Origin of the sequence: Aurantimonas sp. Leaf443 (genome assembly GCF_001425575.1) — a bacterium.
GTDB lineage: Bacteria > Pseudomonadota > Alphaproteobacteria > Rhizobiales > Rhizobiaceae > Leaf443.
Genome location: NZ_LMRD01000007.1, coordinates 258,062 through 275,081, shown reverse-complemented (window position 1 = coordinate 275,081; position 17,020 = coordinate 258,062). Strand labels below are relative to the sequence as shown.

Below are 17,020 nucleotides of genomic sequence, written 5' to 3'. Positions count from 1 at the left end.
GTCCCGCGATCCTGTCCGTTCGCCCCATGCTCATGCCACGGCGGCCCGCCGCGCGCCGAGCACGCGCTCGGCGATCTCCACGAAGCCCGCGCCGCCGATCTTGGTGGCGACGAAGGCGGGCTCGGCCTCCATCTCGCCCTCGAAGGCGAGGACGTTGGCGACGCCGCAGCTGTTGGGGAAGTAGCCGAACATCGGCGCGTCGTTCGGGCTGTCGCCGGCGAAGACGATCCGGTCCCTCACCGCGTCGAGGTCGAGGCCGAGGATCTCGTCGGCGAAGCGGCGCGACATGGACAGCTTGTCATAGGCGCCGAACCAGCCGTTGACGTGGATCGAGGAGACCTTGGCCACGCCCCCTTCCTCCTCGAAGATCGCCTTGATGCGGTTCACCGCCGCGCGCGGCAAGGCGGGCACGTCCTCGCAGAAGTCGATCGCCAGATCCGCCTCGCGATAGAGCTGGTCGGCCGAGATGGCCGAGCCCGGCACCTCGGCGAGGATGCGCGCGCCGACCCTCTCGAGCCGGGCGCGGTTCTGCGCCCGCTCGGCATCGCTCGCGAAGAAGGCGCGGCGCATCTGGCGGGCGGCGGCGTCATAGGCGAAGTAGAAGGCGCCGTTCTCGCCGACGACGCCCGTCACCGGCCAGAAGCGGGCGACCATGTCGCACCAGCCGGCCGGGCGACCGGTGATGGGCGCGACGAACAGACCCGCCTCGTGGAGCGCCTCGAGCGCGGCGTAGGAGGCGGCGGGCAGGCGCCCCTCGGTGGTCAGCGTGTCGTCGATATCGGCGAAGACGCCGATGATCGAGCCGGCCACCGCGTCGGACATCTGCAAGAGCGGGCGCATCCTCAGCGCTCCTCGGCCGCGAAGTCTTCGAGCCAGCCGGCATCGGCGGCGATGTCGATCATCGAGAAGCGGTTGCGCATCTCGCGGCTGTGGATCACCGCCTCGCGCCAGAAGGCGAGATCGAGGCCGAGCTCCTCGGCCGTCGTCGCGCCGCCGGCCTCCGAGAGCATGCGCCGCATCTCCGGCTCGGGAATGACGAAGGCCCGCAGCTCCTCGCGCAGCTCCGGCCAGAGCCCGGCGATCCTGTCGTTGAAGGCGGACGCGCTCTGGGGCGTGAAGGCCTTGCGGCGCAACTCCTCGAGGCATTGCGCGGCGATCGCCGGTCCCATGCGCCGCACCATGTCGGCCTCGTCGACGATCGTCGCCTTGACGCCCGGCGGTGTCTCGGAGTCCAGAATCCGCTGCTGCAGCCGCGCCATGGTAAGCGAGGCGACGCCGACCTGCTGGCCGTGCAGCGTGCCGGGATGACGCTTTCCGGCGAAGCAGTCGATATAGTGGGAGATCTGGTGCTCGCCCATCGAGCCGTGGTTCGAGAGGCCGGTGAAGGAGACACCGAGGCCGCAGAGCGTCAGCACGCGGTAGAGATAGCCGACGGCCTCCACCTCGCCGCGGCCGATGCCGGCCGCGCGCGCGTTCAGCTCCCGCTCGTCGGCCTCCTCGATGGCGTAGGCGCTCTGCGAGTAGGTCGTGCCGAAGAGGCGGTGCGAGAGCCACCAGTCGACCTGCGCGACGGAGCGGGCGAGGCAGTCGCCGAAGCCGGCGGCGGCAAGGCGCCTGGGCGCCGCAGCCGAGACGCCGAGATCGACGAAGAAGCCGGCGGGGGCCTGCGCCGGCAGCGAGACCTTCAGGCCGCTGTCCAGAGTGATCGAGGCGGTGGTCGAGGTGTAGCCGTTCATCGAGGCGGCGGTGCCGAACACGCAGTAGCGCCGGCCGTCCTCGGCGGTGACGTATTTGACGAGATCGTTGACCGTGCCCGAGCCGACCGCGACCGCGCTGTTGAAGCTGCGCAGCTTCTCGCGCAGCGCGGCGACATTGGCCATGTCGGCATGGGGATGGTCGAGGACGATGACCGTCGGGTCCCGGTCCTTCAGCGCCTCGGCGACGCGGCGCCCCAGCGCCTCGTAGGTCGCGGCGTCGGCGACGACGGCGAGGCGCCCGGGCAGGTCGACGGAGGCGACGAGTTCGGCCTCGCGGCCCGCTAGGCTCTCGGCGATGACGACGGAATCGTAGGGCACGGTCATCGTGCGGCCCGTCGCCGGGTCGCTCCAGCGGCCGTCGACGATCTCGTCGATCAACGCCGTCCAGCCGCCGGCCGGCGCACCCGCTCGGGCCGTTTGCGGCCTGTCCCCGACCATCGACATTCCACCCCTCCCGTCCGTCTTTTTGTCATCTGACGCGACGGCCCAGCATTTGTCAATCCATCTGACAGCGGTCATTGACAAATGTCAGCGGACGCTCACACTGCCGCCATGGTCACCAGCGTCTCGCCCTTTCCCAGCGCCGTTCCGGCCCGCGCCGTGGTGCCGCCGCCCGAATTCGAGGACGTCGTCACCTGGGCGGCCTGGCTCTACTATGTCGACGAACTCACCCAGAGCGACGTCGCCCACAGGCTCGGCGTGTCGCGCGCCAGCGTCGCCAACTATCTTCATGACGCGCGCGAGCGCGGCACGGTGGTGATCCGCATCGCCACGGAAGCCGTGGAGCGCACGGCCCTGTCGCGGCGCCTGGCGGATGTCTTCGGGCTCGCGGCGGCGAGCGTCATCCCGTCCGTGCCCGGCCGCGCGGCGGTGGACCGGCTCGGCGAGGCGGGCGCGCGCATCCTCGCCGACCAGCTGGCGCCGGGCGACACGATCGGCGTCGCCTGGGGCAAGACGGTGCTCGCCGCCGCCCGCGCCATGCCGGCGCTGGAGCGGCGCGACGTCACGGTCGTGCAGGTGGCCGGCAGCGGCATCTCGACGGAGAACTTCTCGCCCGAATTCTGCACCGCGATCCTCGCCAACCAGCTCGGCGCGCGCTGCGTGAACCTCCATGCGCCGGCCATCCTCTCCACGCCGCGCCTGCGCGATCTCCTGATGGAGGAGCCCTCGCTCTCGCGCCAGTTCGAGATGATCCATTCGGCGACGCGCATCATCTTCGGCGTCGGGGATCTCGGCTCCGGCTCGACCTACGTGGAATCGGGGATCGGCGGCGCCGACGCGCTCGACACGATCGCCCGCACGGGGGCCGCGGGCGTCCTTCTCGGCCGGCTGATCGACGCGGCGGGCCGCCCGCTCGAGACCGAGATCGAGCGCCACATGATCGGCCTGTCGCTGCAGGACCTGAAGGGCATCCCGACGCGCCTGTGCATCGCTGGCGGGCTGGAGAAGGTCGGCGCGCTGCGGGCCGCGCTGAGGGGCGGCTACGTCACCCATCTCGTCACCGAGAGCGAGACGGCGGAGGCGCTCCTGACGGGGGCCTGACGGACAGGCCCGCAGACGGGCGAACGAGAAAAGACGGGCGGACGAGGGGAGGAGGAGCCCGTCGCCGCCGGGGCAGGGGAGGAGGACGGCATGAACGAGCGGCCGCACGTGATCGGTCTCGACAGTTCCACGCAGAGCACCAAGGCCGTGGTCTGGGACCGCAGCGGCGCCATCGTCGCGGAGGCGCGGGCGGGCATCGCCATGACCCATCCCAGACCCGGCCATGCCGAGCAGGATCCGCAGGACTGGTGGGCCGCCCTGGTCTCGACGCTGAAGGAGGTGGCGGCCGCCGTCGGGCCGCAGACGATCGCGGGGCTCGCCATCTCGAACCAGCGCGAGACCGTCGCCTTCCTCGATGCGGACGGGCGCTCGATCCGGCCCGCCATTGTCTGGCTCGACGAGCGCGTCATCGCGACGATGGACGACTATGCCGAGCGCATGGGCGCCGGCTTCCTGCACGAGACGACCGGAAAGCCCGTCGACACGGTGCCCGTCGTCTACCGGCTCGACTGGCTGCGCCGCCACGAGCCGCGGAGCCTCGACGCGGCGGCCCGCATCCTCGACGTCCACGCCTATCTCACCGGGCGCCTCACCGGCACGCCGACGGCGAGCTTCTCGAGCGCCGACCCGTTCGGCCTCTTCGACATCGCGGCGATGGACTGGAGCGACCCGATCCTTTCGAGCGTCGGCATCGAGCGACGCCAGCTCGCAAGGCTCGTGCGGCCCGGCGCCCTCGTCGGCCCGGTGAACGGGGAGGGCGTGCTGGCGACGGGGCTCCTGCCCGGCACGCCGGTCTTCGCCGCCGGCGGCGACGGCCAGTGCGCCGGGCTCGGCACGAACGCGATGGAGGAGGGCACCGTCTATCTCAATCTCGGCACCGCCACCGTCTCCGGCGTCTTCTCCGCGACGCCCGCCATCGGCCGGCACTGGCGCACGATGACGAGCCCGACGGGCGACGGCTATTTCCTGGAGTCGATCCAGAAGGCCGGCGCCTTCTTCGTCAACTGGGTGGTGGACACGTTCGGCGGCGGGCGGGACGATCCCGGCGTCTTCGAGCGGCTGGAGGCGGAGGCCGCCGCCCTGCCCATCGGCGCCGAGGGGCTGACGATGACGCCGCACATCATCGGCGTGATGAACCCGCACTGGGACCCGCGGGCGCGCGCGGCCATGGTCGGGCTCTCGGCGAGCCACGGGCGGGCGCATATCTACCGCGCCGCGCTGGAGGCGCTGACGGCCGAGATCGCGCGCGGGCTGAAGGCGATGGCGGGCGAGGGGATCGCGCTGTCGCGCATCCGCGCCATCGGCGGCGGCGCCAAGAGCCCGCTCTGGCTGCAGATGGTGGCCGACGCCACGGGACTGCCCGTCGAACGCAGCCAGACGGTGGAGGCCTCGGCGCTCGGGGCCGGCATCATCGCGGCCACCGGCGCCGGCTGGTACGCGGATGCCCGCGCCGCCGCGCGCGCCATGACGCGCATCGACCGGACCGTGCAGCCGCGCGCCGAGACGGCCGGCGCATGGGCCGCGCTGGTGGCGCGCCAGGAGCGCCTCTATCACGACACGATGGCCTATCGCGCCGCCTGAGGGCGGCGCCCGGCTCTCTTCAGGCCAGGTCGGCGTGGCGCGACTCCAGTTCCGCACGCCGTTCCTCCAGGAAGGGCGGCACCTGCAGCGCCGCGCCGAGCGCGTCGGCGGGCTCGTCCACGGAAAAGCCCGGCGCGTCCGTCGCGATCTCGAAGAGGACGTGGCCCGGCTCCTCGAAATAGACCGAGCGGAAGTAGCGGCGGTCCTTCTGCTCGCTCGTCTCGATGCCGTGCCCCTCCCGCAGCCGCCGCACCAGCGCCGCCTGCTCGGCCTCGTCGCGGGCGCGGAAGGCGAGATGGTGCACCGAGCCGCGTCCCGTCCGGGGCTTGAGGAAGCCGCCGACGGCGCGCAGGTCGACGATGGCGCCGAGGCGCTCGCCGGCGATCGCGTGGCGGATCGTCGTGCCCTCGCGCGCCGTCTCGGCGAAGCCGAAGACGTCGGTCAGGATGGCGGCGGTGGGGCCCGCCTCCTCCAGGAGAAGGCTCACCGAATGCAGGCCGCGAATGGCGTGCCCAGGCTCGACGCCCCCGCCCTCCCAGCCGGGCACGCCTTCGAGGCCGGGCACGCCGGCGAGCGCCAGCGGCGTGCCGTCCGGGTCCTTGAAGGCGAGGATGCTCTCGCCGAAGCGCTTCGTCGGCGTCTCGTGCGCGACGCCCTTCTCGAGAAAGCGGTGCGTCCAGTAGCCGAGCGAGGCGGCCGGCACGCACCAGACCGTCTCCTGCACGGCACCGACGCCGAGGCGGCCGGGCGCGGCATGGGCGATGGGAAAGAAGGTGAGGAGCGAACCCGGCCGTCCGGCGCCGTCGCCATAATAGAGATGGCCGATCGTCGGCTCGTCGAAATCCACCGTGCGCTTGACCAGCCGAAGCCCGAGGACGCGCGTGTAGAAGTCGATATTGCGGGGCCCCGAGCCGGAGATCGCGGTGACGTGGTGGATGGCGTTGGCCATGGCCGCTCCTTTCTCGACGGGCGCCTGCGGCGCGCGGGCGTTCGCGCCGCACGATAGGGGCAAGGGCGCCGCGGGCCAATCGCGGGGGCGACCGGCCCGGTCCGGCCATCGCAGGCCGGTTAGGGGCGGCAGGCCGGCAGACACGAAAAAGCCGCCGAGAGTTTCCTCCGGCGGCTCAGCGTCCCTTTCGGGCAGTGCGGTTCGGCGACCCAACTCGCCAGTACATCCGTGGTCGGACGGGCCTCGAACCTTTTGCGCGACAGTCCGGGTTTCTCCGAACGCGCTGCACTTCACCTAGATGGATACAGGCCTTGCCTTGCGCAAGGCTTAAGCGCGGTGATTTTTTTCAAAGTGGGAAGTCTTTTCTTGTTCGCCCGGACTTCGGGGTTCAGGAAGGCGCCGCCCGCCGTCCTCGAAGGATCCGCCTTGCCCGACGACATCCGTTTCATCCCCCGCGCCCACCAGATCGAGGCGTGCGAGGCGATCCTGAAGGCGCGCGCGGCCGGGCGGCCGGGCTTTCTTCTCGGCGACCTCACCGGGCTCGGCAAGACGCTCTCGGCCTGGAGCGCGGTCGCGGCCATGCCCGAGCGCGAGGTGCTGATCGTCTGTCCCAAGGGCGCCATCCCGCAATGGCGCCGCACCATCGCCGGCTCGCCGCCGAGCGGCAAGGCGGTGACGATCGTCAATTTCGAGCGGACCAAGGCGCTGATGGCCCCGCCCGCCGAGTCCAGGCGGCGCTCGACGCGGGCCAAGAACAACGAACTGGCGCGCGAGGGAACGCTCAAGCGCGCCGTCCCGCTCGTCATCGTCGACGAGAGCCACCGCATCCGCAATCCCGCCTCGCAGCAGGGGCTCGTCTGCCGGCAGATCGCGAAGGCGGCGCGCTTCACGCTCTATCTCAGCGCCACCGCTGGCCAGACGCCGCACGAACTCTCCTATCTCGGGCGTCTCCTCACCGGCGAGCCGCAGAAGGCCGGCGGCGAGATGGACGCCTTCCGGGCGCTGATGAAGAGCCTGAGGATCGGCCGGGCCAAGGGGCGCTGGAAGAACTGGAGCTGGGAGCCCAACGAGGAGGACCGCGCGCTGATGGCCGGCCTTCTCTACCGGGGGCCCGGCGCGATCGGCCTGCGCCGCCGGCCGGAGGAGATCGCGGGCTGGCCGAAGGTGCAGCGCGAGCTCGCCCCGACCGCGCTCGACCCCGCGGGCGCGCGCCTCTACGAGGCGACCTGGCGCGAGTTCCGCCGCGAGTTCGGCCTCGCCGGCGGCTCGACGCGCAAGCCGGCGGGCTGGGCGGCGGACCTGCGCTTTCGCCAGAAGGCGAGCCTCATCCGCATTCCCGGCACGGCGGACTTCGCCGGCGACCTCCTGTCCAACGACCTGAAGGTCGCGATCTCCGTCGCCTTCCTGGAGACGAGCGCGTTCCTGGCCGAGACCCTGCGCGGGCGCGGCTGGCGGGTCGGCGAGATCAACGGCACCGCCTCCGGCGCGGCCAACGAGGACACGCGCCTCGCCTTCCAGACCGGCGCGCTCGACGTCGTGATCTTCACCGTCACCGAATCCATCTCGCTGCATGCCCGCGAGCATCCCGGCGGGGAGGCCGAGCGCGCGCTCCTCGTCCACGACATGCGCCACAGCGCCATCCAGCTGCAGCAGATCGAGGGGCGCTGCCATCGCGACGGCCAGCGCGCGATCATCTACTACGCCTATGGCGAGGGCACGGTGGAGGAGCGCATCGCCGGCCTCGTCACCGCCCGCATGGCGGCGATGGACGGGATGGCCGGCGACGACACGAGCCTTCTCGACGCGATCGCGGCCGAACTGTCGGACGCGGCCTGAACCGCGACCCCGCTCCTGTCGGGCATCCGGGTCCGGGAACTCGCCGGGGCCGGGGCGAATAGGCGTGACCGGATTCGATCGGCAACGGCGTCGCGCTTCGATCGTTGATCTCCTGCCGCGCGGCGGACGTGAAGGCCGCGGCCGAAGCATGGCCCGGCAGGACGTGGGCCGCTCCTTCGGTTTCGACACGGGTCCGCTCAAGGCTTGCACGCGCCTGCCGACCGGCTCCGCGGCCGTCATCCGGTCATCTCGGGCGAGACAGGGGCCCTGCCGGCGCGATCTGGAGTGGTACGCCCATCGCCGCGTATTGCCTCCTGCGAGCAATCCCGGTCTAACCTTGGGCTGTCGCCGGACGGTTCGGGCCGCAAGGATTGCACGGCGCCGATGCACCGCCGGCCGGGTGCCGGCCCGCGAAATCTCTCGAAGGGAGAAATCCCATGCCCGGACCGGTCCCGACCGCCTTCCGCAACCGCCTCCTCAAGGCCCTGCCCGAACGAACGCTCGCCGCGCTCGCGCCGCTCCTCGAGCCCGTGACGCTGCCGCGGCGCGACAATCTCGCCGAACCCGAGGCGGCCACGCCCGCCGTGACCTTCATCGAGATGGGCCTCGCCTCGGTCGTCGCCACGGGCCTTCGGGACGGCGAGACGGTGGAGGTCGCCCATATCGGCCCGGAAGGGGTGGCGGGCTTCCATCTTCTCCTCGGCGTGGACCGGGCGCCCAGCCACACGTTCATGCTGGTGCCGGGCACCGGGCTGAAGGCCAGCATGGCCGACGTCACGCGGATGATGGACGAGGACCGCGAGTTCCGGCGGCTGATGCTGCGCTACGTGCATGTCACCCAGTTGCAGATCTCCTATTCGGTTCTCGCGAACGGGCGCTACACGCTGGCCGAGCGCCTCGCCCGCTGGCTGCTCATGTGCCACGACCGCCTGGAAGAGGACGAGATGGCCCTGACGCACCAGTTCCTGGCGCAGATGCTGGGCGTGCGCCGTTCGGGCGTCACCAACGAGATCCACGTGCTCGAGGGCGGGCAGGTGATCAAGGCGACCCGCGGCTCGATCCGCATCCTCGACCGGCCGCGCCTCGAGGCGCGCGCCGGCGGGTCCTACGGCGTCCCCGAGCGCGAGTATCGCCGCGTCATCGAAGGCGAGCGCCTCGCCCTTTGAGCGCTTGCGGGGCCCGCCTCGCCGTGCCGCGCAAGCGCATCGGCCGGTCGCGCTCGGCTCGGATCAGGTTTTCGAGGCCGGGATGGGCGACATCGAAAGTCGTCCGCGAGTGCAAGGTCTCGATCATGAGACAAAAGTCTAACTACCGTGGCGGAAAATGGCGCTTCTCCGACTGTGACCACCGTACAATAGCGTACCATCGCGCCGCGTATGACATTTTTAAGTGGCCTCCCGTCTATGCTGTTTCCTATGAATTCTAGACGGAAGGAGGCATTCGAAATGGAGATCCATCCCCTCACGCGTTCCGGTCCCCAGGCGCCGCTGCCGGTCGACGCCCCGACCGGCGACGGCGGAACCTGCGATCGCGGCCTTGTCTCCCTCGGCCTGTCCATCGGGAAGTCGATCCGGGTTCTGGTCGGCCTCAAGCTCGCCCCGCTCGGCATCGTGGTCGGCCAGGACCAGCTGCTGACGTCGCTGGACACCAAGGCGATCAGCGTCGGCACGCTTGCCGGGCTCATGAGCGTGCGTCCGTCCACCGCGTCCAAGATGGTCGATCGCCTGGTCGAGAGAGGCCTCGTGGAGCGCACCTCGCATGCGAGCGACCAGCGCCGGACGCTGGTGCGGCTCACCGATCGCGGTCTCTCGCTCCGTGCCGGCATCCTGGAGGTCTGGGATCAGGTGGAGAAGGATCTGGCGGCGAGCCTTGCCGGGACCGGCCGACCGGGCGTCCTCGAAGGCATCGCCTCCTTCGACGATGCCCTGACCCGCCGGCTGAAACGCCTGCGCTGAGAGGCCGGCGGCCGCGCGCCGCCGCCGGATCGAGGGAAAGGATCGTCGCAGACGAGGCCGGCCGCGCCGGGACATGGCGCGATCGTGATGGCGGATCGTCGGCGCGATGCGGCTAAGCTCGCCCCCGCCACTGCGCCAGGGACGGGAGACGCTGCGATGACACGGCCGACGGCGAAGGATTTCCCGCAGGAGCTTCTCGAGCTCTACGACTTCTACGCCCACGGGCGCATCACCAAGCGCGAGTTCCTCGACCGGGCGGCGCGGTTCGCGGTGGGCGGCGTCACCGCCGCGACGCTTCTCTCCACGCTCAGCCCTGACTATGCGCTCGCCCGGCAGGTGGACCCCGCCGACCCCGCCATCGAGGCGCGCTTCGTCACCTACGCCTCGCCGAAGGGCAATGGCGAGGTGCGGGCCTATCTGGTGCGGCCGGCAGATGCGCCGGGGCCCTTGCCCGGCGTCGTCGTCGTCCACGAGAATCGCGGCCTCAATCCCTATATCGAGGATGTCGCGCGGCGCGTGGCCAAGGCCGGATTCGTGGCGCTCGCGCCCGACGGCCTGACCTCGGTCGGCGGCTATCCCGGCAGCGACGAGAAGGGACGCGAGCTGCAGCAAGGCGTCGATCCCGAAAAGCTGATGAACGACTTCTTCGCCGCGGTGGAGCACCTGATGACGCCGGCGCTTACCAACGGCAAGGTCGCCATCACCGGCTTCTGCTACGGCGGGGGCGTCGCCAACGCGGCGGCCGTCGCCTATCCCGAACTGAAGGCCGCCGTTCCCTTCTACGGCCGCCAGCCGCGAGCCGAGGACGTGGCGCGCATCGAGGCGCCCCTTCTCATCCATTATGCCGAGCTCGACACGCGCATCAACGAGGGCTGGCCGGCCTACAAGGCCGCGCTCGACGCTTCGGGCAAGACCTACGAGGCCCATGTCTATCCCGGCGTGAACCACGGGTTCCACAACGACACGACGCCGCGCTACGACGCGGCGGCGGCGACCCTTGCCTGGGACCGCACCCTCGACTGGTTCAGGCGCTATCTCGCCTGAGCCGCCAGCCCTCCGGTCGCGGCCGGATGCAGGTCGGACCGATGCTGCCGGCGGGCGAGCCAGCCGCTCGCGATCCAGATGGCGACCGTGGCGGGCAGGGCGACGAAACCGTCCACCGCATAGTGCCAGCCGAGACTGATCGAGCCGGCGAAGATCCACAGCGCATAGGCCGCGAAGGCAAGGCCGAGGGCGCGCCCGATCCGCCAGGCGCCGAGGACCATCAGCACCGCCACGGCGTTGTGAAGGCTCGGCATGGCGGAGATGCCCATCGGCTCGGACGCGCCGACATGGCCGCTCCAGAGCATGTCCTGCATCGTCAGCGCGAAGATCGGCCATTCCGCGTCCGCCGCGCGCAGGGTCGCCATGAGCGGCTGGTAGGGGTCCGGGGAGAGACCGAGCGGGGCGTAGAAGCAGGGGCCGGCCGACGAGAGCAGCAGAGCGAGGACGTTTCCCTGCAACAGCCAGACGAGGAAGAAGGCGACGATGTAGCGCGTGCGCAGTTCGGAGCCTTGCTTCTGGAAGGCGCAGGCGAGCAGCACGCCCCACATCAGATAGAACCAGCCGACATAGAGGATGTCGGTGACGGAGAGCACCAGGGGATGGCTCATCACCGGCGCCAGCACCTCGTAGGGCAGGTGGCCGAGGAAGAGGGTGCGGTCCCAGAGCGTGAACGTCTCGTCCCAGGCGAAGGGCTGGATGGCCGGAATGTTCGCCTTCAGATGCGCGAACAGCGTCATGAACGGGATGAACAGAACCAGAACCGGAAGCCCGTTGCGAAGGCGGTCCCTGTCGGACAGATAGGTTCCGATCTCGCCGATCAGCGCGACGGTGGCGCTGCCTTCGGGCCTCGCGCGCGCCACGCGGCGAAGGCACAGGGCGACGATGCACAGCGGGAGGACGAGGATCAGGAGGCCGAGCGTCGTGCTGGCGACGTGACGGGGTCCGATCGCGTTCGTGCCCGGGTAGAGGATGGCGAGCGCCAGGGTCATCGCGGCCTGGGCCGCGACGATGCCGACGATGGTGCGATGCGAGGCGAACGCCTGCCGGACCGAAACCGGAAGCTCCTGCGGCGTGGTCCGTTCGGCTTTCAGGGCGAAGCTTTCGGTCGGCATGACCCGGTCGAGTTCGAGGGCGCGTGCTACCAGACCGCGTGTCCGGTTCGTTTTGACTGAAGGCGCGCAGAAAGGCGCGCCGATCTTGCGATCAGCGTTGACCGGACGTTACGGTCGGCAGCGTCTGCGCCTCCCGCGCCCGGCTTGTGATCGCGAAGCTCGGACCCTGATCGTGCCCGGCCGCCCAGGCTCCGCCGGGCCCGTCCGGCGGACGGACACCGGACGGGCCATGCCGACCCGTCAGTCGCGCCGGTTGCGCTGCCGGTGCTCGGCTTCGTCCATCGTCGGCAGGTCGAAACGGTCCCGCGTGGTCGCGTAGCCGTGGCCGCCCATGCGGCCCAGCGCGTCGAGGACCTGCGGGTCGACATGAAGCCGCTCGTCGATCGCGCCGGCGTGGAACTGCGCGCCGACGATCTCGCCGAGCACGATCTGCCGGCTCTCGCCGATCGTCAGGAGGGAGTGCAGGCGGCATTCCAGCGAGGCCGGCGCCTCGGCGATGGAGGGCACGCCGATGCGATGGCCGGGCCGCAGCGTCAGGCCGGCTTCCGCGATCTCGTCGACGCCCGCCGGGAAGGGCACGGCGCAGACATTCATCGGATGGAGGAGCGCGCCCGAGACGATGTTGACCGCGAATTCCCCGCGCGCCTCGATATTGGCGCCCGTATCCTTGCGCGTTCCGTCCGGCCGGTACTCCACGCCGAGGCCGACGATGGCGGGATCGGAGGAGAGGCAGCCGAAGAAGCTGAAGGGCGCCGCGTTGACGCGGCCCGCCTCGTCGAGCGTCGTGACGAGCGCGATCGGGCGCGGCACGACCGTGCCGATCATGATCTTGTAGCGCTCGCGGGCCGAGAGCGCGGCGAAGTCGAAGGCGACGATGCCCTCGGCGGCGATGGTCATGGCAGGGCCTCCGGGCTTGCGGTGCGACGGTCGGCACGTGGGATGGGGCGCGGCGCGTTCACGGCGCGTGCGGTTCGATCGTCGCCAGAACCGTGCCGGCCTCGCGGTAGCCGTCCGGGGCGAGGATGCGCAGGCGCCCGGCCCGCGGCGCGAGGACGGAGGTCTCCATCTTCATCGCCTCCATCGTCACCAGGATGGTCCCGGCCTCGACCGTCTCGCCATCGGCGTGGCGCCAGGCCTGGAGGGTGCCGGCGACGGCGGAGAGGACGGCGTTCGGATCCGAGGAGGCCGGCAAGGCCTCGCCGGTCTCGCCGGGCGCCGCCCCGGCCGGCGTGCCCAGACGGCCGAGGACGGAGGCGGGCAGGCCGAGCCGCACGCGCTTGCCGTCGATCTCCACGAAGAGGCGCAGGAGCGGCTCGTCCGCCACGGGTTCGGGCCGGGCCTGCGCCTCGGTCAGGCCCGCGAACTCGGTCTCGATCCAGCGGGTGTGGACGAGGAACCCATCCGTCGCCGTGAAGGCCGGCGCTTCCAGGACGGCCCTGTGGAAGGGCAGGACGCTCGCCACGCCCTCGATCCGGAACTCGGCCAGCGCCCGGCGGGCCCGCGCGATCGCCTCGGCGCGCGAGGCGCCGGTCACGACGAGCTTGGCCATCAGGCTGTCGAAGGCGGGATGGACGCGCGAGCCGGCGCGAACTCCGCTGTCGAGCCGCACGCCCGGTCCCGACGGCGCCTCGAACAGCGTGATCTCGCCCGGCGTCGGCAGGAAGCCGCGGCCGGGATCCTCGGCATTGATGCGGAACTCGATCGAATGGCCGCGCGGCGCCGGAACCGCGTCGAACGACAGGCCGAGCCCTTGCGCGATGCGCAGCTGCTCGGCGACGATATCGATCCCGAACGTCTCCTCGGTCACGGGATGCTCGACCTGGAGGCGCGTGTTGACCTCCAGGAACGAGATGACGCCGTCGCGCCCGAGCAGGAACTCCACCGTGCCGGCGCCCGTATAGCCGGCCTCGGCGCAGATCGCGCGGGCCGCCTCGTGGATGCGCTCGCGCTGCGCGTCGGTGAGGAACGGCGCCGGCGCCTCCTCCACGAGCTTCTGGTTGCGCCGCTGCAGGCTGCAGTCGCGCGTGCCGAGGACGGCGACGCGCCCATGCGTGTCGGCGAGGATCTGCGCCTCCACGTGGCGCGGCCGGTCGATGAAGCGCTCCACGTAGCATTCGCCCCGGCCGAAGGCCGCCGTCGCCTCGCGCACCGCCGATTCGTAGAGCTCGGCCACCTCGTCCATGCGCCAGGCGACCTTGAGGCCGCGCCCGCCGCCGCCGAAGGCGGCCTTGATGGCGACGGGAAGCCCGTGCGCGCGTGCGAAGGCGAGGACCTCGTCGGCGCCCGAGACGGGTCCGGGACTGCCAGCCACGAGCGGCGCGCCGACGCGCCCGGCGATGCGCCTCGCTTCCACCTTGTCGCCGAGCGCCTCGATGACGGACGGGGCCGGCCCGATCCAGACGAGCCCCGCCTCGATCACGGCCCGCGCGAAGTCGGCGCGCTCGGAAAGGAAGCCGTAGCCGGGATGGACGGCGTCGGCCCCGGCCTTCAGGGCGAGGGCGACGATCCGGGCGCCGTCGAGATAGGTGTCCGCCGGCCGGTCGCCGCCCAGCGCATGGGCCTCGTCGGCGGCCTGCACGTAAAGCGCGTCGGCGTCCGCGTCCGCATAGACGGCGACCGAGCGCAGGCCCGCGTCGCGGCAGGCGCGCACGATGCGCAGGGCGATCTCGCCGCGATTGGCGATGAGGACGGTCTTCATGGCTGGTCCTGTCGGGCAAGGGGCGCGATCTCGGCGAAGGGGCGGATCGGGCGGAAGCGGATGAAGGCGCCCACGGGGATCTGGCCGGCGAGGTCGAGATGGTGCTCGGCGACGCAGGCGATCACCGGATAGCCGCCGGTCAGCGGATGGTCGGCGAGGAACAAGACCGGCTGGCCGCTCGGCGGCACCTGGATGGCGCCCGTCGCCGTGCCCTCGCTCGCAAGCTCGCCCCGCTCGCGCCGTTCCAGCGGCTCGGGGCCCTGAAGCCGCATGCCGACGCGGCTCGATTGCGGCGTGACCTCGAAGGCCTGGCTCTCGAAGAGGGCGAGAGCCGCCGGCGTGAACCAGTCCGTGCGCGGGCCCATGACGACGTCGAGCGTCACGGTCTCGCCGGGCGCGGGGCAGACGAAGGCCGGTTCCATCGAAAGCGCGACGGGACCCGCCGCCACGCCTGCGCCCGCCGCCTGCCGCAGCACGGTGCCGGCCCGCACGGAGGGCGGGCCGACATGGGCGAGCGTGTCGGTGCTGGCGCTGCCGAGGACGGGCGCGACCTCGAAGCCGCCGCGCCAGGCGAGATAGGTGCGCATGCCCCGCCCGGGCGCGCCGAGCGCCAGCCTGTCGCCCGGCTCCAGCGAAAAGGGCCTGCCGATCTCGGCGCCGAGCCTTCGCCCCGCCGCATCGGCGAGCGAGAGCGCGGCGGGGGCGCCGGCAAGGGCCACGACGGCGCCTTGGCGCGCCTCCAGCGCGAAGCCGCCGCCGGTGATTTCCAGAACCGGCGTCTCGGCGGGGTTGCCGACGAGCCGGTTGGCCGCGCGCATGGCGCCGAGGTCGAGCGCGCCCGAACTCGAGACGCCCTGCCGCGTCTCGCCGAAGCGGCCGCGATCCTGGAAGAGCGCCGGCATGGGCGCGGCGAGGACGGCAAGCCCGCCCGGCGCCGCATCCTCGGGCGCGGGCAGCGCCGCGCGATCCGCCTCCCGTGCGCGCAGCCGCTCGGCCTCGGTGGCGTCGATCGAAACGAAACGCACGCGGTCGCCCGGCTGGAAGAAGGCCGGCGGGTCGCGGGAGAGGTCCCACACGGGCACGGGCGTCGTGCCGATCAGCTGCCAGCCGCCGGGGCTCTCCTGCGGGTAGACGCCGGCGAAGGGGCCGGCGAGCGCGACGGAGCCGGCGGGAATGCGAGTGCGCGGGCTGCGCCGGCGCGGCACGTGAAGCGCATTGTCGCCGCCCACGAGGTAGCCGAAGCCGGGCGCGAATCCCGAGAAGGCGACCGTGTACTCGCCGGCGGTGTGGCGCGCGATCACCTCCGCCACCGTCAGGCCGGTGAGGGCGGCGACTTCGGCAAGGTCCTCGCCGTCGTAGAGGGTCGGCACCTCGACCAGGGCGCCGGGCCGCTCGATCCGCGCCGAGAGGTCCCGCCCCCGCAGCGCTTCCGCCAGCTTTTCCGGCGTGACGATCTCCGGGCGGAAGCGGATCATCAGCGTGCGGGCGGCCGGCAGCACCTCGTCGATCCCCGCCACGGGGTCGGCGCTCAGCGAGGCGAAGAGCGCCAGCGTCTCGTCCAGCCCCTCGAGTTCGACGAGGAGGACGCGCAGGCTGACGGGCAGGAAGCGCATGGGCGTCGCGTCAGACATGATAGGCGGCGTCCATCGCAGCCGCGGACGCCTGCGGCCGGCCGTCGTCGCCGGCCCGAAAGGTCGGCCGGACCATTCCGGACTCCGCGCTCATGCCGCCGGCCTTTCGAAGGAATGCACGGCGATGGCGTTCGCCTCGAGGGCCGCGCGGACGGCGCGGGCGATGGCGACGGCGCCCGGGCTGTCGCCATGGACGCAGATCGACTGCGCCGCGAGGCGGATCGTCGATCCGTCGATCGCCTCGAGCGTGCCGTGCCGCGCGAGCTGCACCATGCGCCGCGCCACTTCGTCCGTGTCGTGGATGACGGCGCCGGGCTCGCGGCGCGAGACGAGCCGTCCTTGGGGCGTGTAGGCGCGGTCGGCGAAGGCTTCCGCGACGGTGGCAAGGCCCGCCGCCCGCGCCTGGTCGAGGATCGGGGCGCCGGCAAGACCCATGAGGGCGAGGTCGCCATCGACGAGGCCGAGCGCCTCGATCACCGCCGCGCCCTGGCGCGCGTCGCCGGCGATGCGGTTGTAGAGGGCGCCGTGCGGCTTGACATAGCGGACTTGCGTCCCCGCCGCGCGCGCAAGGCCCTGCAGGGCGCCGATCTGGTAGACGATGTCGGCCACGAGCTCCTCGTGGCCGACATCCATGTCGCGCCGGCCGAAGCCGACGCGGTCCGGATAGGAGACGTGGGCGCCGACAACGGTGCCGCACTCCGCCGCGCGCCGCAGCGTGCGCAGGAGCCCGGCGGGATCGCCGGCGTGGAAGCCGCAGGCGATGTTGGCGCTGGAGACGACTTCCAGCATCGCCGCATCATCGCCCATGGTCCAGGCGCCGTAGCCTTCGCCGAGGTCGCTGTTGAGATCGATGGAGGTCATCGCCGGGGTCCTTCGAAGCCTTGAGAAGGACGAAGATGGAGCCGGCCGCGCGCT

Annotated in this window: 14 protein-coding genes; 6 read left to right on the top strand and 8 right to left on the bottom strand. The window is 71.7% G+C overall.

Annotation, left to right across the window (positions count from 1 at the left end):
• Positions 1-30: 30 nt before the first annotated feature.
• Positions 31-840 (bottom strand): HAD-IIB family hydrolase, encoded by an 810-nt coding sequence (locus ASG48_RS09510; RefSeq protein WP_055848632.1) that lies wholly within the window; start codon positions 838-840, stop codon positions 31-33.
• Between the two features lie 2 nt (positions 841-842).
• A complete protein-coding gene (locus ASG48_RS09505; protein WP_156381565.1) occupies positions 843-2,195 on the bottom strand; it encodes an iron-containing alcohol dehydrogenase in 1,353 nt (450 codons plus the stop codon).
• 87 nt (positions 2,196-2,282) lie between these two features.
• Between ASG48_RS09505 and ASG48_RS09500 the strand changes: the two genes are divergently transcribed.
• A complete protein-coding gene (locus ASG48_RS09500) occupies positions 2,283-3,299 on the top strand; it encodes a sugar-binding transcriptional regulator (RefSeq protein WP_244486853.1) in 1,017 nt (338 codons plus the stop codon).
• Between the two features lie 90 nt (positions 3,300-3,389).
• Complete coding sequence (locus ASG48_RS09495; protein WP_055848623.1) at positions 3,390-4,880, top strand: FGGY-family carbohydrate kinase; 1,491 nt, start codon at positions 3,390-3,392, stop codon at positions 4,878-4,880.
• 19 nt (positions 4,881-4,899) lie between these two features.
• Here the strand turns inward: ASG48_RS09495 and ASG48_RS09490 are convergent, their stop codons facing one another.
• Positions 4,900-5,829, bottom strand: a complete 930-nt coding sequence (locus tag ASG48_RS09490) for a ring-cleaving dioxygenase (RefSeq protein WP_055848619.1) — start codon at positions 5,827-5,829, stop codon at positions 4,900-4,902.
• Positions 5,830-6,255: 426 nt separating this feature from the next.
• Here ASG48_RS09490 and ASG48_RS09485 point away from each other — a divergent pair, with 426 nt between their 5' ends.
• From ASG48_RS09485 to yghX, 4 genes are all read left to right on the top strand, one after another.
• Complete coding sequence (locus tag ASG48_RS09485; protein ID WP_244486849.1) at positions 6,256-7,665, top strand: DEAD/DEAH box helicase family protein; 1,410 nt, start codon at positions 6,256-6,258, stop codon at positions 7,663-7,665.
• A 437-nt stretch (positions 7,666-8,102) separates the two neighbouring features.
• Positions 8,103-8,831: a Crp/Fnr family transcriptional regulator gene (locus ASG48_RS09480; protein ID WP_055848613.1), complete on the top strand. Its 729-nt coding sequence runs from the start codon at positions 8,103-8,105 to the stop codon at positions 8,829-8,831.
• Positions 8,832-9,110: 279 nt separating this feature from the next.
• A complete protein-coding gene (locus tag ASG48_RS09475; RefSeq protein ID WP_055848610.1) occupies positions 9,111-9,620 on the top strand; it encodes a MarR family transcriptional regulator in 510 nt (169 codons plus the stop codon).
• A 156-nt stretch (positions 9,621-9,776) separates the two neighbouring features.
• Positions 9,777-10,664, top strand: a complete 888-nt coding sequence (gene yghX, locus ASG48_RS09470) for a YghX family hydrolase (RefSeq protein ID WP_055848608.1) — start codon at positions 9,777-9,779, stop codon at positions 10,662-10,664.
• Here the strand turns inward: yghX and ASG48_RS09465 are convergent.
• From ASG48_RS09465 to ASG48_RS09445, 5 genes are all read right to left on the bottom strand, one after another.
• Positions 10,652-11,776, bottom strand: coding sequence for a phosphatase PAP2 family protein (locus ASG48_RS09465; RefSeq protein WP_055848605.1), 1,125 nt, complete (start codon positions 11,774-11,776; stop codon positions 10,652-10,654). The two genes, yghX and ASG48_RS09465, sit on opposite strands and share 13 nt — an antisense overlap.
• 240 nt (positions 11,777-12,016) lie before the next feature.
• A complete protein-coding gene (locus ASG48_RS09460; protein WP_055848602.1) occupies positions 12,017-12,673 on the bottom strand; it encodes a flavin reductase family protein in 657 nt (218 codons plus the stop codon).
• Positions 12,674-12,731: 58 nt separating this feature from the next.
• On the bottom strand, positions 12,732-14,474 hold the full coding sequence (locus tag ASG48_RS09455; protein WP_055848599.1) for a biotin carboxylase N-terminal domain-containing protein: 1,743 nt from the start codon (positions 14,472-14,474) through the stop codon (positions 12,732-12,734).
• A complete protein-coding gene (locus tag ASG48_RS09450; RefSeq protein WP_055848596.1) occupies positions 14,471-16,087 on the bottom strand; it encodes a 5-oxoprolinase/urea amidolyase family protein in 1,617 nt (538 codons plus the stop codon). Before ASG48_RS09450 ends, ASG48_RS09455 begins: the two co-directional genes overlap by 4 nt.
• Positions 16,088-16,195: 108 nt before the next feature.
• Entirely contained in the window at positions 16,196-16,966 is a 771-nt protein-coding gene (locus tag ASG48_RS09445) for a 5-oxoprolinase subunit PxpA (protein WP_055848594.1), read from the bottom strand.
• Positions 16,967-17,020: the final 54 nt, after the last annotated feature.